This window comes from Variovorax sp. W2I14 (genome assembly GCF_050435205.1).
Classification (GTDB): domain Bacteria; phylum Pseudomonadota; class Gammaproteobacteria; order Burkholderiales; family Burkholderiaceae_C; genus Variovorax; species Variovorax paradoxus_C.
Window position 1 is genome coordinate 1 of the sequence record NZ_JBNDJX010000001.1, and the last position, 24,023, is coordinate 24,023.

At 66.6% G+C, this 24,023-nt stretch carries 18 protein-coding genes; 15 read left to right on the forward strand and 3 right to left on the reverse strand.

The features are described from left to right. Positions 1-17: 17 nt before the first annotated feature. The 13 genes from leuC (at position 18) to QF040_RS00065 (ending at position 17,446) form a co-directional block, all read left to right on the forward strand. Complete coding sequence (leuC, locus tag QF040_RS00005) at positions 18-1,418, forward strand: 3-isopropylmalate dehydratase large subunit (protein WP_429609166.1); 1,401 nt, start codon at positions 18-20, stop codon at positions 1,416-1,418. Between the two features lie 2 nt (positions 1,419-1,420). After that, on the forward strand, positions 1,421-2,047 hold the full coding sequence (gene leuD / locus QF040_RS00010) for a 3-isopropylmalate dehydratase small subunit (RefSeq protein ID WP_429614584.1): 627 nt from the start codon (positions 1,421-1,423) through the stop codon (positions 2,045-2,047). Then, on the forward strand, positions 2,044-2,676 hold the full coding sequence (locus tag QF040_RS00015; protein ID WP_429609167.1) for a YbhB/YbcL family Raf kinase inhibitor-like protein: 633 nt from the start codon (positions 2,044-2,046) through the stop codon (positions 2,674-2,676). Before leuD ends, QF040_RS00015 begins: the two co-directional genes overlap by 4 nt. Before the next feature lie 49 nt (positions 2,677-2,725). Further along, complete coding sequence (locus QF040_RS00020; protein ID WP_429609168.1) at positions 2,726-3,718, forward strand: Bug family tripartite tricarboxylate transporter substrate binding protein; 993 nt, start codon at positions 2,726-2,728, stop codon at positions 3,716-3,718. A gap of 33 nt (positions 3,719-3,751) precedes the next feature. After that, a complete protein-coding gene (locus tag QF040_RS00025) occupies positions 3,752-5,194 on the forward strand; it encodes an MmgE/PrpD family protein (RefSeq protein ID WP_429609169.1) in 1,443 nt (480 codons plus the stop codon). 28 nt (positions 5,195-5,222) lie between these two features. Beyond that, complete coding sequence (locus QF040_RS00030; RefSeq protein WP_429609170.1) at positions 5,223-6,215, forward strand: tripartite tricarboxylate transporter substrate binding protein; 993 nt, start codon at positions 5,223-5,225, stop codon at positions 6,213-6,215. An 853-nt stretch (positions 6,216-7,068) separates the two neighbouring features. Next, positions 7,069-8,196, forward strand: coding sequence for a YihY/virulence factor BrkB family protein (locus tag QF040_RS00035; protein WP_429609171.1), 1,128 nt, complete (start codon positions 7,069-7,071; stop codon positions 8,194-8,196). 847 nt (positions 8,197-9,043) lie between these two features. Beyond that, positions 9,044-10,000, forward strand: a complete 957-nt coding sequence (locus tag QF040_RS00040) for an AraC family transcriptional regulator ligand-binding domain-containing protein (RefSeq protein WP_429609172.1) — start codon at positions 9,044-9,046, stop codon at positions 9,998-10,000. A gap of 281 nt (positions 10,001-10,281) precedes the next feature. Then, complete coding sequence (locus QF040_RS00045; protein ID WP_429609173.1) at positions 10,282-11,358, forward strand: helix-turn-helix domain-containing protein; 1,077 nt, start codon at positions 10,282-10,284, stop codon at positions 11,356-11,358. Positions 11,359-11,486: 128 nt separating this feature from the next. Further along, positions 11,487-13,583: a hypothetical protein gene (locus QF040_RS00050; protein WP_429609174.1), complete on the forward strand. Its 2,097-nt coding sequence runs from the start codon at positions 11,487-11,489 to the stop codon at positions 13,581-13,583. Next, complete coding sequence (locus QF040_RS00055) at positions 13,580-14,791, forward strand: M23 family metallopeptidase (RefSeq protein ID WP_429609175.1); 1,212 nt, start codon at positions 13,580-13,582, stop codon at positions 14,789-14,791. The genes QF040_RS00050 and QF040_RS00055 overlap by 4 nt, the downstream gene beginning before the upstream one ends. 154 nt (positions 14,792-14,945) lie before the next feature. After that, entirely contained in the window at positions 14,946-15,677 is a 732-nt protein-coding gene (locus tag QF040_RS00060) for a carbonic anhydrase family protein (protein WP_429609176.1), read from the forward strand. A gap of 164 nt (positions 15,678-15,841) precedes the next feature. Continuing rightward, the gene (locus tag QF040_RS00065; RefSeq protein ID WP_429609177.1) at positions 15,842-17,446 is read left to right on the forward strand and encodes a serine hydrolase; all 1,605 of its coding nucleotides are present in this window, start codon (positions 15,842-15,844) and stop codon (positions 17,444-17,446) included. A gap of 86 nt (positions 17,447-17,532) precedes the next feature. Here the strand turns inward: QF040_RS00065 and tssA are convergent, their stop codons facing one another. The 3 genes from tssA to QF040_RS00080 are packed head-to-tail and all read right to left on the reverse strand — an operon-like array spanning position 17,533 to position 21,657. Continuing rightward, positions 17,533-19,107: a type VI secretion system protein TssA gene (tssA, locus tag QF040_RS00070; protein WP_429609178.1), complete on the reverse strand. Its 1,575-nt coding sequence runs from the start codon at positions 19,105-19,107 to the stop codon at positions 17,533-17,535. 43 nt (positions 19,108-19,150) lie between these two features. Next, complete coding sequence (locus QF040_RS00075) at positions 19,151-19,900, reverse strand: response regulator (protein ID WP_429609179.1); 750 nt, start codon at positions 19,898-19,900, stop codon at positions 19,151-19,153. Further along, positions 19,897-21,657 carry an ATP-binding protein gene (locus tag QF040_RS00080; protein ID WP_429609180.1) on the reverse strand — a complete coding sequence of 587 codons (1,761 nt, stop codon included), beginning with the start codon at positions 21,655-21,657 and terminating at the stop codon, positions 19,897-19,899. Before QF040_RS00080 ends, QF040_RS00075 begins: the two co-directional genes overlap by 4 nt. A 260-nt stretch (positions 21,658-21,917) precedes the next feature. Here QF040_RS00080 and tssB point away from each other — a divergent pair, with 260 nt between their 5' ends. Next, positions 21,918-22,412, forward strand: a complete 495-nt coding sequence (gene tssB, locus QF040_RS00085) for a type VI secretion system contractile sheath small subunit (RefSeq protein WP_042579188.1) — start codon at positions 21,918-21,920, stop codon at positions 22,410-22,412. A 13-nt stretch (positions 22,413-22,425) separates the two neighbouring features. Beyond that, positions 22,426-23,913: a type VI secretion system contractile sheath large subunit gene (gene tssC / locus QF040_RS00090; RefSeq protein WP_429609181.1), complete on the forward strand. Its 1,488-nt coding sequence runs from the start codon at positions 22,426-22,428 to the stop codon at positions 23,911-23,913. The last annotated feature ends 110 nt before the right edge of the window (positions 23,914-24,023 follow it).

The following is a 24,023-nucleotide window of genomic DNA, read 5'->3' on the forward strand; positions in this document are numbered from 1 at the left end:
CATGGAGCAGCGCTGACATGCCCCGCACCCTGTTCGACAAGCTCTGGGACGCGCACGTCGTGCGCGAGCTCGGCGACGGCTGGGCGCTGCTGCACATCGACCGCCACCTGCTGCACGACCTCTCGGGTCCGCCCGCGATGGCCGAGGTGGCGGCGCGCGGGCTGCCGCTGCACAACCCGGAGCTTGACTTCGCCACGCCCGATCACGCCGCCTCGAGCCAGCCGGGCCGCACCCCCGGCACCTTCCCGCTCGGCGGCCGACTGCACGGCGCGCTGCGCGATCTCAGCGCGAAATCGGGTGTGCGCTTCTACGACCTGGGCCAGCCGGGCCAAGGCATCGTGCATGTGATGGGGCCCGAACTGGGCATCGTGCTGCCCGGCCTCACGGTGATCTGCGGCGACAGCCACACGTGCACCAACGGCGGCCTCGGTGCGCTGGCGTTCGGCGTCGGCTCTTCCGAAAGCACGCACGCCCTCGCCACCCAGACGCTGCGGCAGCAGAAACCCAGGCGCATGCGCGTCCGCTGCGACGGTGTGCTCGGCGCGGGCGTCACCGCGAAGGACCTGGCGCTGCACATCATCAGCACGCTCGGCGCCGCGGCCGGCGTGGGCCATGCGATCGAGTTCGCGGGCGAGGCGGTGCGCGCACTGGACGTAGAGGCGCGGCTCACGCTGTGCAACCTCACGGTGGAGTTGGGCGCGCGCTTCGGGCTCATCGCCCCCGACCAACGCACTGTCGAGTGGGTGCGCGGACGCCTCTTCGCGCCCACGGGCGCGGTCTTCGAAGCGGCCGCTGCGCACTGGCTTTCGCTGGCCTCCGACGAAGGCGCGCAGTTCGACCGCGAAGAGGTCATCGACGCCGCCGCGGTCGCGCCCACCGTCACCTGGGGCACCAGCCCCGAGGATGCCATCGCCATCGACGGCCACATGCCCGACCCGGCCAGCGCCCCGGACGCGGCAACGCGCGGCGCCATCGAGGCCGCGCTCGCCTACATGGGCCTTGCGCCTCGCGCGGCCATCGCGGGCACGCCGGTCGACTGGGTCTTCATCGGCTCGTGTGCCAACTCCCGCCTGCCCGACCTGCGCGCCGCGGCCGACGTGGCGCGCGGCCGGCGCGTGGCCGACGGCGTCACCGCCTGGGTGGTGCCCGGCTCCGAGAACGTCAAGCGCGCGGCCGAGGCCGAAGGGCTGCGCGAAGTGTTCGAGGCTGCCGGCTTCCAGTGGCGCGAACCCGGCTGCAGCATGTGCGTGGCCGCCAACGGCGAACAGGTGCCGCCGCAGGCGCGCTGCGTGTCCACCTCCAACCGCAACTTCGTCGGCCGGCAGGGGCCCGGTGCACGCACGCACCTCGCGAGCCCCGCGATGGCCGCGGCCGCCGCCGTCACCGGCCGCATCACCGACGTGAGGACGCTCGCATGACCATGACGCCTTTCACCGCAGTCACCGGCGCCGCAACACCGCTGATGCGCGCCAACGTCGACACCGACGTGATCGTGCGCATCGAGCGGCTCACCGCGTTCCAGCGCGACCAGCTCGGCCCCTACGCCTTCGAGGCGCTGCGCCTTCGGCCGGACGGCAGCGAAGATACGGCCTGCGTGCTCAACCAGCCGGCCTTTCGCAATGCCCCCGTGCTGCTGGCCGGCGAGAACTTCGGCTGCGGTTCCTCGCGCGAAGGCGCCGTTTGGGCGCTGATGGGGCTGGGCATCCGCTGCGTGATCGCGCCGAGCTTCGGCGACATCTTCTTCAACAACTGCTTCCAGAACGGCGTGCTGCCGGTGCGCTGGCCGATGGCGCAGGTCGAGGCTCTGGCCGCGCAGTGCGCGGGAGGCGCGCCAGTCACCGTCGACCTGCATGCGAAAACCGTCACCGCACCCGACAGACGAGTGTCGCCCTTCGACGTCGACCCGCTGCGCCGCGAGGCGCTGCTGCACGGGCTGGACGACATCGGCCTCACGCTGAAGGACGATGCACTCATTCGCGAATGGCAGCAGGCCGACCGGGTGCGCCGCCCCTGGGCCTGGCCCGTCGTGCAAGGAGCCGCCGCTTGAACGCCGCCGCCACGCCTTCGCTGCGGCATCACCCCTGGGTGCTGCGCTGGGCCGGCCTCCTCACGCGCGGCCGGCATGCCGGCGATGCGAGCCTGGCCTCCAGCGACGATGTGCTGGCGAAGCTGCCTGTCACGCTCGCGTTGCGCAGCCCGGACTTCGCGCATGGCGCCGCGATGGCGCTGCGGCATGCGGGGGAGGGCGTCGGCGACAACCGTTCCCCCGCGCTCGCATGGAATGCCCTGCCACCGCAGGCCACGCACTGGCTGCTCCTGTGCGAAGACCCTGACGTGCCGATGTCACGCGCCATCACGCACTTGCTGGCGTGGGGGCCGCGCCCGCTCGATGCATTGCCCGAAGGCGCACTGAACGTCGGCCACGCGCCTGCAGGTGTGGCACTGGCGCCCAACGGCCTCGGCCGCGACGGATACGACGGCCCCCGCCCGCTGCCCGGGCACGGTCCGCACCGCTATGTGTTCCAGCTCTACGCGCTCGGTACGGCCCCGCCCGCAGGCCTGTCGCGCGACACCACGCTGCTGCCCTGGCTGCGCGTGCACGCATTGGCGCGCGGCCGGGTCGATGGGGCCTACCGCCGGGACTGGCGAGGTCGCCCGATCGCACCTTCGCCCTGAACCTGCTGCACGCCCCCGGTTCCATTCAGTTCAAAAAGACGGAGACAACATGATCCTCGAACGCTTCAGAAATCGAAAGCCACCACCGGGCACCGGCCTGCTTGCCGCAGCCGCCTTGCTCTCGCTCGGGCCACCCGCCCTTGCCCAAACAGCCTGGCAGCCCGACCGCCCAGTGACGCTGGTTGTGCCCTACTCGGCAGGCGGCGGGACCGACGCCACGGCGCGCGCCGTCTCCAAGCAGCTCGGCGTGATCTGGAAGCAGCCGGTGGTCGTCGAGAACATGCCCGGCGCCGACGGCCTGATCGGCACACGCCGCGTGATGGAAGCCAGGCCCGACGGCTACACGCTGCTGCTCCAGGTGCCCTCCATCGTCGTCACCAAATACACGCCGGGTCTCAAGGGCATCGACCCGCTCGCGCGGCTGGAGCCGGTGACCGCCGTCTCGCAATCGCCCGCCGCCGTGGTCGTGAGCGCGAAGCTGCCGGTGAAGACCTTCGGCGAGTTCGTCCAGTACTGCAAGACGGCCGCGCAGCCCTGCTCGCTCGGCACCGGCGAGTCGACGGCGCGCATCTCGGCCAAACAGCTCGCGGCCGAGGCGGGCCTGCCGAACCTGATCGTCGTCAACTACCGCGGCACGGGCGCGATCGTGACCGACATGATCGCCAACAACGTCAACATGGCGTTCACCGGCATCACCGCCGCGCTGCCCCACTACAAGGCCGGCACGCTGAAGATCCTCGCCACGCAAGGGCCCAAGCGTGCAGCCGCGCTGCCCGAGGTGCCGACCACCGCCGAGGCCGGCTACCCGCAGTTCCAGTCGGTGACCTGGTTCGGGCTGTTCGCGCCCAAGGGCACGCCGGCGAGCGTGACGCAAGGCATCGTCGTCGCGCTGCGCGAGGCGGTCAAAGACACCGATGTGCAGAAGACCATCGCCGCGGCCGGCGCCGAGCCGGTGGTCAATGCGCCGGCCGCGTTCGCCGCGCAGGTGCGCCAGGAGAGCGATCGCCTCGCTGCGCTCGTGAAGCTCTATCCGCTCGAATAGCCAGCCCCTCACTCATCGAAACGGAAATCCTTGATGCAAGCAGCCGCTCCCACCCCTGACACCACCCACGCCACCGACCCCGCGGGTCCCACCGGGCGCCTCGCGCACTGGCTCGCCGGCTTTCGCCTCGACGACGCGCCCGCTTCCGCCCGCGAGCGCGCCAAGGCGCTCACGCTCGATGGCATCGCCTGCGCCATCGTCGGCGCGCAACTGCCGTGGTCGCGCACCGCCGCCCACATCGTGCAGAAGTTCGAAGGCCGCGGCGATCGCACCATCGTCGGCTGGGGCGCACGCACCAGCGCGCCAGGCGCGGCGTTGCTCAACGGCACCTTCATCCAGGGCTTCGAGCTGGACGACTACCACCCGCTCGGCCCGCTGCACAGCGCATCGATCGTGCTGCCCGCGCTGTGGGCCGCCTCGGAGGGCGAACTGAAGGTCAGCGGCCGGCGGTTCCTCGAAGCCGCGATGGCCGGCTACGAAGTCGGCCCGCGCGTGGGCATGGCGCTGCATGGCGCGCAGATGCTGTCGCGCGGCTGGCATTCGGGGTCGGTGTTCGGCACGCACGCGGCGGCCGCTTCGGTGGGCAAGCTGCTGGGACTGGATGCGGCGCGCTTCGAGGACGCACTGGGGCTCGCGGGCACGCAGTCGGCCGGCCTCATGGCCGCGCAGTACGAGGCGATGTGCAAGCGCATGCACCACGGCTTCTCGGCGCGCAACGGGCTCTATGCGGCGGTGCTGGCGGAAGGCGGCTACACCGGCATCAAGCGTGTGTTCGAGCGCGAGTACGGCGGCTTTCTTTCCACGTTCGGCGAAGGCCACGATCCCGACGCCTCGAAGATCACCGAGGCGCTGGGCGAGCGCTGGGAGGTGGAGCGCATCGTCATCAAGCCCTATGCGGCGATGGGCGGCATCCACTCGCCGCTCGATGCGCTGTTCGATGCGGGCGCGCAGCGCAAGCTCAAGGCCGAGGAAATCGCGCGCATCGAGGTCGAGGTGAGCCATGCGGTCTACCACCACGGCTGGTGGGTGCCCGAGCGGCCGCTCACGCCCATCGGCGCGCAGATGAACATCGGCTACGCACTGGCGGTCGCGGTACTCGACGGCGCGGCGATGGTCAGGCAGTTCGCGCCGGCACGCATCGATGCCGACGACGTGTGGGCGCTGCTGCCGCGCATCGAGGTGCGGCACCAGCCCGAGTTCGATGCGGGCGGACCGCTCAAGCGCGGCCGCGTGCGGCTGGCCGTGACCTTCACTGACGGTCAGCGCATCCAGATCGAGCGCAATGCCTCGCGCGCCATCGAGTCGCCGCAGTCCGATGACGCGGTCGCGGCCAAGTACCGCATGCTGACCGACGGACTGATCGACAGCGCGCGACAGCGGGCCATCGAGGACATGACGCGCTCCATCGAAGACTTGCCCGATGTGCGCGAGCTGCTCGCGCTGCTGGCGCCGCCGGTTGCGGCGGCCTTCGACTGAAGCGGTCCCTGAAAGGAAACAAGCCATCATGAAGAACACATCGCCTCGCCACGATCGCCGCAGCTTCTCTCTCGGCCTGCTGGCCCTTGCGGGCGCCGCGGCCATGCCCGCCCGCGCGCAGGAGCCCTGGCCTGGAGGCAAGCCGATCCGCCTGGTGCTGCCCTTCTCCGCCGGTGGCCCAGGCGACACCAACGTGCGCGCGATGGCGCAGGCCCAGGGCAAGCGGCTGAACCAGACCATCATCGTGGACAACCGCCCCGGAGCGGGCGGCATCATCGGCTCGGAGTACGTGGCCAAGAGCGCGCCCGACGGCTACACCTGGCTCTCGGCCGGCAACGGCGCCATCGCCAATGCGCTGCTGCGGCCGAAGATGCCCTACGCGGAGAGCGACCTCGCGCCGGTCGTGGGCACCAGCACCGCGCCGTCGGTGCTGGTCACCAACGCCGGCGTGCCGGTGCAGAACCTCAAGGAACTGCAGGCCTGGGCGCGTGCGAAGGGGCGTCTCAATTTCGGCACCGCTGGCAGCGGCAGCACCGGGCATTTCGTCGCCGAGATGGTCGAGTCGGCGCTCGGGGTACCCGTGACGCTGGTGCACTACAAGAGCGGCTCGCAGACGGTCAACGCCATCGTGGGCGGCGAAGTCGACTTGGCCTCCGAAGCGCCGATCGGCGTGGCGGCGTTCGTGCAGTCGGGCAAGCTGCGTGCGCTGGCCCTCGCGGCGCGCGAGCGCACGGGACCTTTGAAGCAGGTGCCCACCACGGTGGAGCAGGGTTTTCCGACGATCCTGATGCAGCACTGGGGTGGGATCTTTGCCCCGAAGGGAACGCCCACCGCGATCCTCGACCGGATTGCCGAGGTGACCATCGCTGCCTACAAGGAAGATGCCGATCTCGTCGCACAGACCGAACGCGGCGGCGCGCAACCGATGCTGCTGCCGCGCGCGGCCTTCGAAAGATTCCTGCAGGAAGAACGCGCGCGCATGGCACAGATCGTCACCGCTTCGCACATGACCCTGGAATGAACATCGCGAGACATCGGCATCGCAGTAGGGCTGGGGTGAGCGAGACGCACGTCAAGAAAGTGCACTTCTCCATGGACCCGGCCACGAACTGTCGAGGAACAGATTGAGCTACTGGCATCGATGAAAGCTGCGACGGCAACAAAGGCGAGCGCTCGAATTTGCGCAGCTTCCGATGAACGCATCGATGTCTGCGAAGGCGCGAGCGTTGTCGATGCCGGAAGCTCCGAAATCATCAATCGCCATAGCGACGGATCACCTTGGCGTTCATCCCCCAGGATGCTGCTGGTCGCCATGGACGTGGTCCTTGAGGTTAGAAGTTGGCGAGAGAGACGGAAGGGGGCACTGCGGAGCAGGCTTGGTCGTAGCTTCAGCACCTTGCGGGCCGGCACCCCTGTTCGAACGCCCCGGCGCCTCGCCGGACGTCGATCGCGCCGGCCCACGTTACTGGAGGAATTCGTCGTCTGCGAGCGGCTCTTCACCGTCTCTTGGTCGGGCACGATTTTTCCGCTGTCCCCGAACCCGGTGGTGGGTGCGCGAGATGCAGGGGCCTTCTGCGCATCCCGGTACGCGGCGAAACCGAGCCTTTGGGGTTACCGGAGGGCTGCGCGGCCGCGGAGAACGCGAGGCCCGCCGCGACGACGAGGAGTGCGGCGCTGCGGCTCGCCGTGTGTTGCAGGGAGCATGCGTCGATTTGAGATCTCGGGCGGTGGATCCGGAGCTGCTACTGAAGCTGGAAGCAACCGGACAAACCCATCGCCGCGATGGCGCGCCTTTCGCCTACCTCTGCGAGCGCAGTTGACGGATGGTCGATGGCAAAGGCCGCGCAAAACTCACGCCGTACCCGGAGCCTGCCGTGACCACCTCAACTCTCAAGCCGAATTTCATGCAGCTCTATCGCCTGTGCAAGGACGCTGTTACGGCATGGATCGACGACTTCGCGCCGAGTATGGGTGCAGCAATTTCCTACTACACCATGTTTTCGCTGGCGCCGTTGCTGGTGATCGTCATCGCGGTGGCGGGAGCCTTGTTCAGCGCCGAGGCGGTGCAAGGGCAAATTGCGGCTCAGCTTTCCGGGCTGATTGGCGAGGAGGGCGCGCTCGCTGTCCAAGGGCTTGTCAAAAGCGCGAGCGAACCTTCTAGAGGGCTCATCGCCGGCGGAATCAGCATTTTCGTTCTGGTCGTGGGCGCCACCACGGTCTTTGCCGAACTCCAGAGTGCGCTCGACCGCATCTGGCATGTGCCGGAGCGGGTCAAGCCCAAGGGGGTATGGGGCGTCCTGCGCGCGCGCGTGCTGTCGTTCGGCTTGATCCTCGGGCTTGCGTTCCTGCTGATGGTCTCGCTCATCGTCAGCGCTGGCCTGGCGGCCATGGGCAGTTGGAGCATGGGCTTGTTTCCGGGTTGGGAAACCCTGCTCCAGGGACTCAACGTCCTGGTTTCGTTGGGCATCCTGACCCTGCTGTTCGCGATGATCTTCAAGTTCATGCCGAGCGCGCCCATCCGCTGGCATGACGTCTGGATCGGCGCCATCGTGACCGCCGTGCTTTTTGAGGTCGGAAAGGTTCTGATCGGGCTCTATCTCGGGAAAAGTGGGGTCAACGAATCGTTTGCCGCGGCCGGCTCCCTGGTGGTGTTGCTGGCATGGGTGTACTACGCCGCACAGATCTTTTTGCTGGGCGCCGAGTTCACCAAGATCTATGCCACCGCCCATGGTTCGGTGGCCGCTGCCAAGGCGCAGGCTGCTACGGATTCGGCTGCTTTGCAAGCCGAAAAAGGGACCGACTCCACCGTCCATGTGACGTCGGAGATCGGGAAGCAACAACGGATGATCGAGGCTCAAACGCACAAGGCCAAGACCGTATTAATGCAGCAGATCATCGAGTTCGCCATCGTCAGTCTTGTAAGCGCGTTCCTGGCGCGGATGAGCCGCAATCGTGAGAAGCATGCGAAGTTGCGAAAGCGAGGTCCGCTACGACCGAGGTAGCCGTTTCGGCGAGCCCCGCCGTGTCATTGAGTGCGGGGCTAAGTTCTCGCGCCAGCTCTAAAAAATGCCTCGTGCCTTTTCAAGAAGCCTCAGGGCTCCCCGACAGGGGCTGTAACGTCGCCAGCAGCTTTGAAGATCCGCCGGCTCTGCAAAATGACCGTCGACTCCGGCGTCGAGCGCGTTGATGCAGCGCGCACTGTGCATGCGTGGCAGCCGGTCGGACGTCAGCCGATTGGGAAAGCGTGACCGAGCCGCAGCATTGCAAGAAGGAGTAAGGTGCAATCGCTGGCGAGACGACGCAGAATCCGCCGCGACCCGGCAATGCATCTGGCCGCACACGCCGTGCGATCACCGGAAGGAGGCGCTATGAAAAAAGTAGACCCAAAGTAGCAGCCCGGGCAGCGTCACTCACAAAGGCAAGCCTTTCGTACCGCACGGCGCGCAACGCATGTGCCATCGCCGAACTTGATGCGTCTTCTGCAGTTGTCCCTCGCACCGTGCGCGAGTTGGCCGGATCCCTTCGGGGTGCGCTTGACGCTGCAGCCTGGCCCGAGCTGATTTCATCCTTCTTCGTCGCCCCGACAGCGGGCGCTCGTTCATCACTTCGCACAGAGGATCCGACCTCCTGGGGGTCAAAGATATCCAGCAGTTCATCGGCAGCAAGTGGTTGAACGCGGTCGAAAATGCGACATCCTGATTAAGTAGGAAGGCAGCAGGTGGGGCTACTTTTCCCAATGGTTGCGGCTTCGACGTGGACACCTATATTCGACGCCACACGAAACCCGCGCTCGCAAGATGCGAGCCCCTTTGACCCATCGCTATGACGCCGGCCCGCCTACCTCTCAACATGCTCGACGGCCTGCAAAAGGCCGGTATCAATCTGGATGAGGTGGCGGCTCTTGCCGGTCTCGAAGCCGACGGTCTGAGGAAACCGCTCACCAGCGAACAGGCCGACCGAGCCTTTGTCGTGATGTACGAGAAAGCCGGCAATCCGGCGGCGGGGCTCGCCGTCGGGCTGCAGCCGATGCGCTCGGAATTGTTCGGCGTGGTGGGGTTTGCCGGCATGTTGAGCTCGAGCTTCGGTGCGGCCCTGGCCCGCATTGCCCGATACAACGCGCTGGTTTCGGCATGCCAGATCGATCTGCACCTAGGCGCTGAAGAGTGCGAGGTCCGAATCCGCTATGACGGACCTCTGCGCCCTTACAGCCGGTCGCGGTTGGACATCCAGATGGGCACACTGTTGATCTTCGGGCGCACCTTTACCGAGCGCGCGATCATGCCGGTGCGGGTGACCCTCAAGGAGCGGCCGTCCTATCACGCGCTGTACGCCGGTGCCTTTGGCTGTCCCGCGCTGTTCGACCAGCCGCACGACACCATCGTGTTCCGGCGTGCCGACCTCGATCTGCCGTTGGTTAGCGCCAACCAGCGCGTGGCTGCGATGTTCGAGGACGCGGCTGAACGCGACCTGCAGACCCACACGACTCCAGGCAACGGCACCGCGGCGGCGGTGCGCGAAATCCTGGAGCGGCAGTTGCATGGCGACGTGCCCGACATCGAGAGCGTCTCGCGCGCGCTTTTCCTCAGTGCCCGTACGCTGCAGCGCCGACTGGCCGAGGAGGGCGTGCGCTTTTCAACCCTGCTCGACGAAGTCCGCCTCGAAATGGCACAGCGCTACCTATCCGCAGGGCGCGCCACCCTGACCGAGATCGCCTATCTGCTCGGGTTCTCCGAACCCAACTCATTCTTCCGCTCCTTCAAGCGCTGGACCGGCAAGACCCCGGCGGATTTCAGACAGACGCGCTGAAGTCGCTTGGCCGGCGGCGCGCATGCGCTGCTCGTGCGTGCCGTGGTGCGGTGATGGTGCGCGGTGGTGCGTGTGGCTGTGCGCGCGGCCGGTGGCGCGCAGGGATAGTGGTGCTGTCGTGTTCGGTGCTTGTCGGTCGCTTGGGGCGCTCCTATCGTCCTAGGAAACCGATTTCACGCCACGCAGCCCGATGCCTTCCACCTTCTTGCGCGCCGCCCGCGGCACTTTGTCGTGCGCGCCGTGACGCGGTGTTCGATTTGCTGCCGCAGCGGAGTCTGCGCATGACCGGGCTGACAGGCACGCAGCCTGCGCAGGCCGTGGGAGCGGCAGCGACGCGTTACGCCTCGTGCCTGTTTGCCGAAGAAGTGAGCGATCGCCCGCCCGCGCCCGTGGCAACCGGGTGGCATCTTTCGCCGACGCAGGGCGGTGTCGAGCCGATGGCGAAGCAAGGAGAACACGCGACCCGGCTTGCGGCGCCCCTGAACCTGGAGATCGTTGCCGGTCATCCGTTTCGCGCCAAAGGCTTCTTCAGCGAGGGCCGCCATGGCTGGGTGGGCTATTGCGAAGTGCCGCCATCGGAAATGCGCGCCCTGCCTGCGGCGACCAGCGTCGCGAGCGACGCCGGCGTCAGCATCTGGGTAATCGAGAAAGGTCATCTGGTCCTTGAGCATCCGAGCGCAGGCCCCGCCCGTTTCGGACCTGGCAGCGTTCTGCTCTGGGACAGCCTCCAGCCGCCCCGTGGTTACTGGGACCATGCCCGCTTCGGCTACGTCCGGCTATCGCCTCCGCGGAACAAGCAGAGCATCGGGCACGCCGCGTCCACCGAAGTGCGCACTGCGCAACGTCTGGAGCACCTCGGGCTCGCGCCGTTCCTCGCGGCACAGCTCAGCACCTTCGCAAACCACGCCACCGCATTGACCGCCGCGGATCTCTGTGAGGTCGTAGGCGGCATCGTTCAGGTTGCCGAGGCGTTGCTCAAGGTGGTGTTCGCGCCCTTGACATCCGATGGCGCGCGCCCCGACATGGGACGGCTCCAGGCGGTGCATCGCTACATCGAGCACAACCTGCACCGCCACGACCTGAGCGTGGCGGACATCGCGCGCGGGACCAGCATGTCGCGCGCCCAGCTCTATCGGTTGTTCGCCACGCAGGAGACGAGCGTGCACGGCACGTTGCGTGAGATGCGATTGCAGAAGAGCCTCGGCTATCTTGCGCAATCGGACAGCAAGCGGCAGAGCATCGGCGCGATCGGCCATGCATGCGGGTTTTCCGACCCGGCGGTTTTCAGCAAGCTGTTTCGTCAGCGATTCGACCTGGCCCCGCGCGACGTTCGCGCCGCCGCAGGTCTGGCGAAGTAGTCAGCCCCTGTTTCATGTGCATCTGTTGCATATGAAACATTCGACCCTGACGAGCAGGTTGCTCTCGCAAAATCGAAATCTGACCCATCGCCCGTTTTGGTTTCTGGAGAAATTGGATGAAATTTTTAGTGAACACGAAGGCAAAGGACGGCTTTGCGTCCGCCTTGCTGCGCGTCGCAACGCTCGCAGCCGCGGTGGCCCTGTCCGCCTGCGGTGGCGGCGACGGAGGAGGCGCCAACTACGCAGCGGCTTTCCTGCCTGCGGTGCCGCCTGCGGACTCGGGCGGTGGCGGCGGCGACAGGCCATCGGCCAACGTCACATGCAAGGATTTCGACGGCAATGCCGTTTCCGTCAAGCCGAAGACGATCACTGTCTACAACAATTCCGATCGGGTCATCTATCCGGTCCTGTCGACCAGCGAGAACGCCACGAACGAATGGATTCGAGGTTGCTTTCGCGTCGATGACAAGCTGTATCCGACCACCAGCGTCTACAAGCTGTACGTCAATGAAGGGACCGGCATTCCGGTCAATTCGTCCGTGACGGTAACCCTTCCGCTCTACAGCGAACTGTCGACCGAGAACTACATCACCTGGTGGAACGGCGGCCGGGTCGTGCTGGCGGACAGCAACGAGAGATTGCGCCAGGAAGAGGACAAGAAGCTGGACACGCCGGCTGCCGTCACCTGCGAGGGAAAGAACACGAACTGCGCATTGAGTGTCTATTCGAGCAAGGTGCAATTCCCCGAAAACATCTATGCCCAGCTGTCGGAATACACATTCGGCGATGCCGTCATTCCGGCCGGGCAAAAGCCGCTGCTCAAGCCCGACAACGTCGGCTACAACATCTCGTATGTCGACCACGTCTATCTGCCGATCGGCATCGGCCCCAAGAACAACCCCTACATCGGCTACAGCGGTTCGGTGCAATCCCTGCGCACGTTTGCCAATGCGCTGGGCACTTTCATGGGTACCGACACAGGCAAGGGATGGCCGGTCTACAACCTGAATTCCTTGAAGCTGCCAGGGGGCTACAACATCTTCGCGCAACGCGAAGGGGTCGTGCCTGCCATCGACAACGTGCCGGTCAAGCCCGCGAGCGGTGGTGTGCCGGTGCTGACCGTGCAGAAGTGCATTGCCGGCCAATGCACGGAGGACGAAAAGAAAAATCTGCACTACGGCGATGCGGTGCAGCGGATGCAGAACCTGTGGGGCTCGTGCGTCAACTGGGGTGCCGAAGACCTCAGTGCCTACGTGACGGAAACGGTCAGCTGCCCGGCCGACATGGCGACCAAGATGGACGCGGTCAAGCAGTTCTTCGCACAGAACCACCAGAAGTACCTGGCGTTGCACACAGGCAATACATGCAAGACGTCGACCCCCGAGAAGCCGGTCTTCACCTACATGGAGGCGCTCAAGCACATCTACGGCTGGGTTCCGTTCAACGAGGGCTGTGGCGCGGGTGACAACAAGCTGGCCGACACGAGCATTCCCGGATGGACGCACGCAACGATCCAGCCGATGTACATCCACGACCTGCAATACAACTACAAGCAGGCCGCGGTCCAGAGCAATCCCAAGCTCAACTTCAACCCGTATGTCTCGTTGATCCACGAGAGCCTTCAGATGAATGCCTACGGCTTCTCGGTCGATGATGCCGTCGGCTTCATGAGCGAGTTGGGCGACGGCCTGGTCTTCGTGGTTGGCGGGCCGAACGGGCTGGAGAACCCCAAGCAATTCAGCTATCTGGATGGCTTCGCATTGGCGATCGGTTCGCCGGACGAGGTGAGCCAAGGCAAGTCGCTGATCAAGAAGTACGGCGTGTGTGCGTTGAACCAGGATGCGAGCGATCCGAACTGCAACGCCGACAAGCAGGACGTGACCATGCCGACCAACAGCAAGATCGCCGGCTTTCGGGTGGGCAGCGTTCCGAGCTATCCGGTCAAGGTGCGCTTTACCGATCTGAAGGACAACCTGTACACGTTCCAGGTCGTCGAAAAATTCGCGGCGTGCGCCGCGAACGCGGATCCGACGCAATGCCCCAGCAACATAGCTGCGATCAAGGCCGGTGTGTCCTGCAGTGTCACCAAGAGCGACGGCACGGTGCATTCCGAGTCGAAGCGATGGTGCGACGGGGCCAATCCGAATCAAAGCAGGGACATCAAGGATCCGCAGGTGACCAAGAACTTCCTGAGCTTCCCGGTGCCGGTGGACTACTTGCCATGATGAAGATCCGAATGAACGGGGTGGCGGCTGCATTGGCCGTGTGCGCCCTCGCTGCCTGCGGCGGCGGAAGCTCGCCCATGTCGCTGGGCAGCACCGCCAATGCCCAGTCCAACGGCGTCGTGCCTTTCTCGGTCACGCCGGTGGTCATGCATGTCAAGAACACGCCTGTGCCGGTGAAAGGCTCAGACGGCCTGTATCACCTGGTCTACGAACTGAAGCTCGACAACTTCGCCGGCGATGCCGCCGTTATCAAAGGCATCGATGCGATCGATGCGGGCACGGGTGCCACCGTGGCGTCGATGACGCCGGCGGACCTCGCGCAGCGCATGGCGGTGAACGACAAACGCACGGCGCCGGGCACGCTCGGCCCGGCGCAGGGCGGCCTCGTCTACATGCACTTGAGCTTCAAGGACGCCGCCGCCATTCCCAAGACGCTGGTGCATCGTCTGTCCATCGCTTTCGAGGGCGGGAATCCCTTCGTCGGGATCGTCGCGCGCACGGTGCCCGCCGCGCCGACCGCGCTCGTTTTGGAGCCGCCGCTGCGCGGCTCGCTCTACATCGCCGGCGATGCCTGCTGCGACTCCACCCGCCACGTGCGGGCGACCCTGCCGCTCGACGGCCAACTGTTCACCTCGCAGCGTTTTGCCGTGGACTGGGAGCAACTGGACAGCGTGGGCCGCATCTATGTCGGGGATCCGAAGAAGGTCGACAGCTACAACATCTATCGCAAGCCGATCCACGCGGTGGCAAGCGGCAAGGTCGTCGCGGCGCTCGACGGTCTGGAGGACCAGACACCGGGTGCGCTGCCCGACAACCTGCCCCCCGAGCATGCCGACGGCAATCACGTCGTGCTGGATCTGGGCGACGGTCGCTATGCGCTCTTCGCCCATATGCGTCCGGGCTCGGTGGCCGTCTCGGTGGGGCAGACCGTGACCGCGGGCCAGGTGCTCGGGCTGGTCGGCAACTCCGGCAACTCGTCGGAGCCGCATCTGCACTTCCATGTGCACGACGGCCCGTCCCCGCTGGCATCCAACGGCCTTCCGTACCTGATGAAGGGCTTCACGGCATTGCAGCGCGGTGTGTCCACCGCGGCGTTCGACCGGGCGATCGCCGATGGCAAGCCGATTGCCGTCGAGCCCGTGCCGTCGCCGGGCGCATTCGTGAATGTGATGCCGATGGATCTCTGGATCGTCGATTTCCCGTCTTGAGATCGCCGCAGTCGCTGCCCCGGCACATGCGGCCGGTGGCGCTGGCTACCCCCGGTCGCTGTGAGACGCATCGACCAAAACGTGAGACGAACAAGCTAACGCCGCAACGGCGTTCCCATAGAGACTCGATGAGTCACAACCCTTGAGAGCATTCATGAAGAGCCTGCGTCCAGTCTGTTGCGAGTCGCACCGACGTCATTTTCTCGGCACCTCCGTCGCAGCCGCCCTGATGGGAGTGGGCATGGCGACCGCGTCGTTGCGCACCGAGGCGGCATCGCTCAGCGAGGCTCAGCGCAACGCCATGACGCCGGACCAGGTGATCAAGAGCATGCTCGACGGCAATGCACGCTTCCTGTCGGGCGTGCACAAGGAACGCAACTTCCTGGCCGAGATGCGTTCGAGCGCCAGCGGCCAGTTTCCGGCGGCCATCGTGCTGTCGTGCATCGACTCGCGGGCACCGATCGAGGTCGTCTGCGACCTGGGCATCGGCGATACCTTCAACGCGCGCGTCGCCGGCAACGCGGTGAACGACGACATCCTGGGCTCGATGGAATTCGCTTGCGCCGCGGCGGGCGCCAAGGTGGTGATGGTCGTGGGCCACACCGCGTGCGGCGCCACCAAGGGCGCCATCGACAACGTCGTGCTCGGCAACCTCACGCTGCTGCTGGCGCGCTTCAAGTCGGCCATCGACGCCACCGTCTACCAAGGTGCGCGCACCTCGAAGAACGACGCCTTCGTCGATGCCGTGACCAAGACCCACGTCCAGCAGGCGCTGCCGCTCATTCGAGGGCGCAGCGCGGTGCTGGCCGGGCTGGAGGCCGAAGGCAAGATCAAGATCGTCGGCGCCATGTACGACATCGCGTCGGGCAAGGTCACGCTGGTCTAGCGCGACGTGCGGGACGACCACCACCTTGTGCCGGCATCCCTGCTTTTACCCGCCTGCTCCCTCTGTGGCTGCCTGGTCATTCCAATGCACCTTCACCAATCGGCCGCCCGAATCCGGGCGGCCCTCCAACCTTTTGAACTCCGATGAGTGTTAAACCTATCTCCATGCGCCGCTCCATGCAGGCGCTGTTTTTGACGGCAGGTGCCGCGTTGGGCGGCTGCGGTGGCGGCGGTGGCGGCGGAGCGGTGTTTGTCCCGCCCGCTTCGTCGAGTACGCCTGCGCCGTTCATTACGACCCCCGTCGCCTCGGCGCAGGTCGATGCCGCCGTCGCCAAGCTCGACGGCGTGGCGGAAGAAGTCATGCGCCGTACGAAGGTCCCAGGCATGGCGGTGGCCGTGGTGAAGGACGGTCAGGTCGTCTACGCCAAGGGCTTCGGCGTGCGCCGGTCGGGTTCGCCGGAACGCATCGATGCCGACACCGTGTTTCAGCTCGCATCGATGTCCAAGCCGATCGCCGCGACCGTGGTGGCCGGGATCATCGGAACCCAGGGCCTCTCATGGGACACGCCTGTGGTGAGCCGGCTGCCCGGCTTCAATCTGTCGGACCCGGCGGTCAACTACCAACTCACGATCGGCGATCTGTTTGCGCACCGCTCCGGCTTGCCGGGCGCTGCCGGCGACAAGCTCGAGGATCTGGGCTACGACCGCCAGCAGATCCTGCAGCGCATGCGCTACGTGCCGTTGCGTCCGTTTCGAACCAGCTACGGCTATGCCAATTTCGGGCTCACGGCGGGTGCGGAGGCTGCCGCCACCGTGTCAGGCGCGGAGTGGGCCGAGCTGTCCCAGCGCGTGCTCTACGCCCCATTGGGCATGAACGCAACGAGCTCCCGCTTCGTCGATTTCATGCAGCGCACCAACCGCGCAACACCGCACGTGATGAAAGACGGCAGCTACCAGGCGCTGTACCAGCGCCAGCCGGATGAGCAATCGCCCGCCGGCGGCGTGAGCTCGAGCGTCAACGACGTCGCGCGCTGGATGACCCTGCTCCTTCAGAATGGAAGCTACAAGGGGCGCACCGTTTACACGGCCGAGGCCCTGCGGCCCGCGATCTCCGAACAGATCGCGAACGGCGGAACCTCCGGTCCCTCGCCCGGGCGTCTGAACCACTATGGCTATGGCTTCAACGTCGGAACCTCGACGGCGGGGCGCCTCAAGCTATCGCATTCGGGCGCTTTCATGCTCGGCGCGGGCACCGCTTTCACGGCGATTCCGGCGGCCGGCGTCGCGATCGTGACGCTGACCAACGCTGCACCGGTGGGCGCCGCCGAAGCCGTGAACCTGACATTCGAGGAACTCGTCGAATCGGGCAAGACCACCACGGACTGGATCGCGGTGCTCGCGAAAGCCTTCGCGCCGTTCTACAACCCCGAGGGCTCGCTGGCCGGCAAGCAACCGCCCGCACAGCCGGTCGCCCCGCTGGGCAGCAACGCCTACACCGGCACGTATGCCAACAGCTACTACGGCAACGCGGTGGTCGAAGTCAGCGGCAACGCGCTGGTGTTGAAGATGGGGCCGACGGGCGCGCGGGTCTTCACACTGCGCCACTGGAGCGGCAACACCTATGTCTACGACCTGTCGGGCGAGAACGCGCCACCGGGCTCCATCGCCAGGATCGACTTCAACCCCGACGCTTCCGGTGTCTCCGCCAGCCTGACGATGGACTACTACGCCGAGGACATCGCCCAAGGCACGTTCACGCGAACGCGTTGATTTCCAGGGACCCGGCGCCTCGTCAGCGCGCCGGATCCCACGGCGGACGGAGATGCCAGCCGACACGCATCCGAAGAAGCGACGGATCAGGTCAGCGCGATCGCCCGCGCCGCGTCCAGCCGGGCGATGGCCGTCAGCGCCGCATGGCGCTCCAGCGGATCCGCATCGTCCTGACTCAGCACCGCGTGGGCCGCGACCCATCCCTCGACTGCCAATGCCGGGTCCCAGCGGTCCAGGTCATGGTGCTGGATCTTCTCGACGAGAAGCCGGGCAAAGGGCAACGGCACGCGCCCCTCGCGATGCAGGCTGAGCAACTGGCACAGCCGGATCTGCGCGCGCAGCCGCGCGGGTGCGTCCGCCGCGCGGGCGATGGACTGCTGCAGCAGCGACACGGCCGCTTCGAGTTCGCCGTTGGCTGCCAGCCCATTGGCCTGCGCCATCACGCTGCCCAAGCCATCGCTCTTCGTGCCCGGCTCGGCGCCGCCGGCTGGGCCCGCAGTCCCGGCCAGGCTGCCGATCCATTCCAACGTGTGCGTGCTCGCGAAGGGCATGCCGCTGCCGAAGCACAGGCCGTCCAGTCCGGGCAGGCGCTGCAGCAGGGCGGCGGTGGCGCGCTCCACCTCGGCCCGCGCGGCGGCGCCAGCATCACCCAATTGGGCCAGCGCACTGGCGCTGAGCGCCTGCAGGTCCAGCCAGAAGGGAAAGGCCGGCAACTGGGACTCGGCGAAGCCGATGGCGTCCAGCGGCTCCGCCATGTCGTCCTGCATGCGCCGCATCGCATCAGCGACCTGCGAGATCGGCGCGCCGATCTGGGTCATGCTGCCTGTGGCGGGCGGCAGCGCATCCACGCCGGCCCAGTTGGCGAAGCGGCTGATGCGGTAGGCGCGGGCATCGCACGGGTCCGCCGCCATCATGGCGTCGACCACCTGGTTCAGATGCGCGAAGGCGGGGGCCAGCGCGCCAACGAGATCGTCACCGGGTACCGGTGCGACCAGGGCGGCCGGCGTGGTGGGCAGGCTGCCCGACGCCGGGGGCGATGAAGCCGTGGGCGACGAGGCGCCGGACCGCGCAGCCGCCGGCGCGCTCGCCGGCGCGACCGCAGGCGGCGCGTCCTCGGCCACCGGCACCTGATCGATCAAGGCAAGCAGCGACCGCATCGACGGCGCTTCCTCGTCCTTGGCGCGCAGCAGGGCATCGATGCGCCGGCTGGACGCCAGGAGGCCGGCGACCAGCGCGGGCGCTTGCGGTGCGAGCTCGCTCCATGGCCGCTCCTGGGCACTCAGTTCGGCCCGGTCGAGGAGCCACTGCAGCGCATTGCGGCGCGCGCGCAAACGCGCGACGGGTGGCGACATGCCATCCCAGAAATGCTCGATCAGGTCGCCAAGCACCTGCAGGCCGGCCGCCAGGCCGGGCAGGCCGTCGGTCTGCAGCAGTGCGGCATTGAGGTAGCAGCCCACCAGCAGGTCCTTGCCGCCATCGGCCAGCAGCGGCGCGGCCAGCTGTGCCACGCGCCGCCAATCGGTCTGGCCGTCGGCGCCCGGGTTCGAGAGCTTGCCGATCTCCAGCTGCAGTGTGTCGAAGCGCGGATCGTCTCGCACATTGCCGCCCGCGGGCGCCAGGGCATTGACGGGTTGGTGTCCGATGCCGTCCAACAGGGCCATGTCCACTTTGATCGTTCCTTTTGCTCTTTGTTGCGCGGCGCGCTCAGTCCCAGATGGCCTCGACCGACAGCGCGTCGAAGTAGTAGCCCGCGCCGCGCTCGGTGCGCAGCATCGCGGGGCGCTTCGGGTCGGCTTCGATCTTCCGGCGCAGGCGCAGCATCTGGACGTCGATCGAGCGGTCGAACACGTCGTCGAAGGCGCGCGTGCGCTCGATCAGCTGCTCGCGCGTGACGATCGTTCCCGGGGAGCCCAGGAACATCACCATCAGGTTGAACTGGCTCGGCGACAGCGCTACCTCGCGGCCGTCGCCCGCGCGCAGGCGACGCGTATTGAGGTTCAGCTCCCAGCCGTCGAAACGGTAGGCGCGCGGATGCTTGCCGCGCGTGACGGGGCTGCGGATCGCGTCGGTGCGGCGCCACACCGCGCGCATGCGCGCCAGCATTTCGCGCAAGGAGAAGGGCTTGACCACATAGTCGTCGGCACCGAGTTCGAGCCCCATCACCCGGTCGGCTTCGTCCTCGCGACCGCTCATGCAGATGATCGGGAACCTGTGTTCCTGGCGCCAGTGGCGCGTCAGGTCCACACCGTCGCCGTCGGGCAGTCCGAGGTCGAGCAGGACCATGGTGTAGTCGCGCTGCTCGACGGCTTCGAGCGACTCCTTGACGTTGCGGCTCACGTGGCTTTCGATGCCGTGGCCCGCCAGGTAGCTGCTAAGGAGCGTGGCCAGCGAACCGTCGTCGTCGACGATCAGAACGGGCCCGCGGGGTTGCGGGTTTGCGGCTTCGATCTTCATGCGGATCGTCTCTCCAAAGGGGGTACGGAAACGGCCGTGTCGAACAGGGGTACCTCGAGCCGGAACAGGCTGCCGCGGCCCGGCGCCGTGGCCATGCCGACGAAGCCACCATGCCCGCTCGCCACGCCCGCCACGATCGCCAGCCCGAGGCCCGAGCCGCCCTGCGCCTGACGGGTGGAATAGAACGGATCGAACAGGTGCGGCCAGTGAACGGCGGCGATGCCGTGGCCGTCGTCCAGGACCTCGACCCAGCCGTGCGCGCCGGCCTCGTGGGCCCACGGATCGCCCAGCACGATGTCGAAGCGGTCCTCGCGCCGGGCTGCGTTGCTGTGCGCGCCGACCGTGAGCGTGACCTGCTGGCGCGCCGCCTGAACCGCGTTGCGCAACAGGTTCTGCACCGCGCGCAACAGCTGACCGCGATGGGCGAGCACCAGGGGCGAAGGCTCCGTCGCGCCATGCCCGGGCGTGGGTGCGCGCGCGATGCGGATGTGCGAGGGGCACAGCGGGCGTGCCATCTCGATCGCCTCGTCGATCAGCGCGCCGAGGTCGACGCACTCGCGCGTCGGGTCGCCCTGGCGCGCGGCCAGCAGGATCTGCTGGGTCATGTCGATGCCGCGGTCGGTGGCGCGGGCGAGTTGCGCCAGCTCGGCCTGGCCCGGACCGTCGGGCGGGATGCGCTCGCCGGCAATTTCCGCGCAGGCGCGGATCGTGCCCAGCACATTGTTGAAGTCGTGGGCCACGCCGCCGGCGAGGAAGCCCAGCGATTCGAAGCGACGCGCCTGGTCGAGCCTGGCGGCCATGCGCTGGCGTTCGCCGATGGAAACTGCCAGCAGCAGCGACAGCACGGCAATGCCGATCAGGTCGACCTGCAGGGTCCACAGGCCGTAGCCGTATTCCACATAGGGCCCGAAGCCTGCGAGCGTGAGGCAGACCATGCCGATGGCGATCGCCGCATTCAGGGGCGCCACCAGCGCAATGCCGCCGCGCACCGCGGCCCAGCACAGCGGCAGGGTGAGGGCAGTGCGCACCACCTCGTCGTGTATGCCGGGAATCAACACCAGCGCCAGGCATGCGAAGGTGACCGCAATCGGCGACCAGTTGCTGCGCTCGCGCAAGACCGCACTGACGGCCGGCGTTCCCCAGGCGAGCAGCGCGGGCACCAGCGTCAGCATCGCCACCGCGGCGGCAACGAAGACACCTCGCCACGGCGCCAGCCAGTCGGCTGCGCTGCCCCACCACAGCACCGCGCCGGCGAGCGTCGAATGCAGCATCGACAGGCCCACCGGCAGCAGCAGCGCGAACAGCAGAAGGCGGCGCGAGGAATCCAGGCGACCGTCGCGCGCGATCCAGCGCCGTCCCAGCCAGGCGCCCAGCACGACCTGGAGGAGGGTCAGCACCGCCAGCATCACGTCGACCGCGGACCAGGCCGAAGGCGCTCGCATCCCTTGCAGTGCCAGCGCCCCGGCCGCCAGCAGCAGATACAGCGGCCATTCGCGCACGCGGCGGCGCCACAGCAACGCCACCCCCATTGCGGGCGCGGGCCAGGCGAGCGCGGACAGCGACGGGTCGGCGGTGATTCCCAGGCTGGCCTGGGCTGGAAAGTAGTAGGAAAGGCCGAGCAAGAAAGAGAGGGCGGCGCAGCCGGCGAAGGCGCCGGGCGGCCGCATCCAGCCGCCGGTCCGCGCCGCATTGCGGCCGGTCGCGGGTGCGTCCAAGGAGGCGCCGAAGCGCAAATCCGAGGGCCTCGAATCTTTCATTTGTAACGGTTGCATTTTGCGGCGCGACTTTAACTGCACTCAGGCAATCAATTGACGGTTGAGACGAATCGACAAAATTTTGAGATGCATCGACTAACGCTGAAATACTTTTTAACCTGAAACTTCACCGCTCTGGAGACCTACGGGTATCCGTGTCCTGGCGCGCACCGATTACGCCGGGGACATTCGTGTGAATTGTGCGCATGCCGTTCCCCGAATTCATTGCGATCGACGTCACCAACTTATTTCAGGAGATTTCAATGGCCGCCGATGGATCAGTCGCTCCCAAGGAGCGCGTCAATATCGTTTATCGCCCCGCCGTCGGCGATGCGCAGTCGGAAGTCGAATTGCCGCTGAAATTGCTGGTGCTGGGCGACTTCACGCAGCGCGCCAGCGACCAGGCCGTCGAGGACACCAAGCCGGTGTCGGTCGACAAGGACAACTTCAACGACGTCCTGAAGGCCCAGAAGCTCGAACTGAGCATCGGCATCGACAGCAAGCTCGACCCGCAGGCACCCGAAGGCACGCAACTGCCGGTCAAGCTGAACTTCGAGTCGATCGACGACTTCTCGCCCGACGCCCTCGTCGGGAAGGTGCCCGAGCTGCATCAGCTGCTGTTGCTGCGCGACGCGCTCAAGGCGCTCAAAGGCCCGATCGGCAACATCCCCGATTTCCGCAAGCGCGTGCAGGAGCTGGTGCAGGACGAACAGGTGCGCGCGCGCCTGCTGGGCGAACTCGGCATCGAAGAAAAGTAACGGAAAGCCCGCCATGGAAGAAACACAAGCCCAGCCCGGCGCCTCGGCGCAAGCCGCCGATGCCGCCCCATCCTCGCTGTTGGACCAACTGGTCGAATCCGCGCGCGTCAAGCCCGGCGACGACGCCTATCCGATCACCCGCCAGGGACTGCAGGCGTTCATCTCGCACCTGCTGGAGCCGCAGAATGCCGTCGAGCGCGTGACGCAGGCGACCGTCGACGACATGATCGCGGGGCTCGACAAAAAGCTCTGCGGCGCGGTCGACGCGATCCTGCACCATCCCGAATTCCAGGCCATGGAGTCCGCCTGGCGCTCGCTCAAGTTCCTGGTCGACCGGACCAACTTCCGCGAGAACGTGAAGATCCAGATCCTCAATGTCAGCAAGCAAACGCTGCTGGAAGACTTCGAGGACGCCGCAGACGTGACCAAGTCGGGCCTCTACAAGAACCTCTACACGGCCGAATACGGCCAGTTCGGCGGACAGCCTTTCGGCGCCATCGTGGCCAACTACGAATTCGGCCCGGGCGCGCAGGACGTCAAGCTCCTGCAGTACGCAGCCAGCACCGCCGCCATGGCCCACACGCCGTTCATCGCGTCCGCCGGGCCGCAGTTCTTCGGCATCGACACTTTCGAGCAGTTGCCGAACCTGAAGGACCTGTCCTCGGTGTTCGAGGGTCCGCAGTTCGTCAAGTGGAATGCCTTTCGCGAGAGCCAGGACGCGCGGTACGTGGGCCTGACCCTGCCGCATTTCCTGCTGCGCACGCCCTATGGCGCCGACACGGTGCCGAGCAAGAAATTCAACTACCAGGAGAGCGTGGCCGGCGGCAACAAGGACTTTCTCTGGGGCAACGCGGCCTTCGCCTTCGCCTCGCGACTGACCGAGAGCTTTGCCGACTACCGCTGGTGCGCCAACGTGATCGGGCCGCAGGGCGGCGGCACGGTGTCCGACCTGCCGATCTATTCGTACGAGTCGATGGGCGCGATCCAGAACAAGATCCCGACCGACATTCTCATTTCGGAGCGGCGCGAGTTCGAGCTGGCCGAGCAGGGCTTCATTGCCCTGACGATGCGCAAGAACAGCGACAACGCGGCCTTCTTCTCGGCCAACTCGGCCCAGAAGCCCAAGTTCTTCGGGCAGAGCAAGGAGGGCAAGGAAGCCGAGCTCAACTACAAGCTCAGCACCCAGCTGCCCTACATCTTCGTGGTGAGCCGGCTGGCGCACTACATCAAGGTGATCCAGCGCGAAAACATCGGGATGTGGAAGGAGCGCGCCGACCTCGAGAAGGAGCTCAACCTCTGGATCCGCCAGTACGTGGCCGACATGGACAACCCCGCGGCCGGCGTGCGCAGCCGCCGTCCCCTGCGCCAGGCGGAGATCAACGTGGTCGACGTCGAAGGCGAGCCGGGCTGGTACCGGGTCGACCTGAAGGTACGGCCGCATTTCAAGTACATGGGCGCCTCTTTCACGCTGTCGCTGGTCGGCAAGCTCGAAAAGAATTAGCCCTTGTTTCCGGATTGGCCGTCCATGTTGCATGGGTAACTTGGACGGTTCAAAAGGAAATGTTGCGGTAACCGCACCGCAACACAATTGAGGCCAACGCAGCCAATAGC

Bases quoted from the DNA above. Each gene is read 5' to 3' on its own strand.
- leuD (WP_429614584.1), top strand. From the start codon at position 1,421: ATGACGCCTTTCACCGCAGTCACCGGCGCCGCAACACCGCTGATGCGC.
- QF040_RS00055 (WP_429609175.1), top strand. From the start codon at position 13,580: ATGATGAAGATCCGAATGAACGGGGTGGCGGCTGCATTGGCCGTGTGC.
- QF040_RS00040 (WP_429609172.1), top strand. From the start codon at position 9,044: ATGCTCGACGGCCTGCAAAAGGCCGGTATCAATCTGGATGAGGTGGCG.
- QF040_RS00020 (WP_429609168.1), top strand. From the start codon at position 2,726: ATGATCCTCGAACGCTTCAGAAATCGAAAGCCACCACCGGGCACCGGC.
- QF040_RS00045 (WP_429609173.1), top strand. From the start codon at position 10,282: ATGACCGGGCTGACAGGCACGCAGCCTGCGCAGGCCGTGGGAGCGGCA.
- QF040_RS00060 (WP_429609176.1), top strand. From the start codon at position 14,946: ATGAAGAGCCTGCGTCCAGTCTGTTGCGAGTCGCACCGACGTCATTTT.
- tssB (WP_042579188.1), top strand. From the start codon at position 21,918: ATGGCCGCCGATGGATCAGTCGCTCCCAAGGAGCGCGTCAATATCGTT.
- QF040_RS00075 (WP_429609179.1), bottom strand. From the start codon at position 19,900: ATGAAGATCGAAGCCGCAAACCCGCAACCCCGCGGGCCCGTTCTGATC.
- QF040_RS00080 (WP_429609180.1), bottom strand. From the start codon at position 21,657: ATGAAAGATTCGAGGCCCTCGGATTTGCGCTTCGGCGCCTCCTTGGAC.
- QF040_RS00025 (WP_429609169.1), top strand. From the start codon at position 3,752: ATGCAAGCAGCCGCTCCCACCCCTGACACCACCCACGCCACCGACCCC.
- leuC (WP_429609166.1), top strand. From the start codon at position 18: ATGCCCCGCACCCTGTTCGACAAGCTCTGGGACGCGCACGTCGTGCGC.
- tssA (WP_429609178.1), bottom strand. From the start codon at position 19,107: ATGGCCCTGTTGGACGGCATCGGACACCAACCCGTCAATGCCCTGGCG.
- QF040_RS00030 (WP_429609170.1), top strand. From the start codon at position 5,223: ATGAAGAACACATCGCCTCGCCACGATCGCCGCAGCTTCTCTCTCGGC.
- QF040_RS00065 (WP_429609177.1), top strand. From the start codon at position 15,842: ATGCGCCGCTCCATGCAGGCGCTGTTTTTGACGGCAGGTGCCGCGTTG.
- tssC (WP_429609181.1), top strand. From the start codon at position 22,426: ATGGAAGAAACACAAGCCCAGCCCGGCGCCTCGGCGCAAGCCGCCGAT.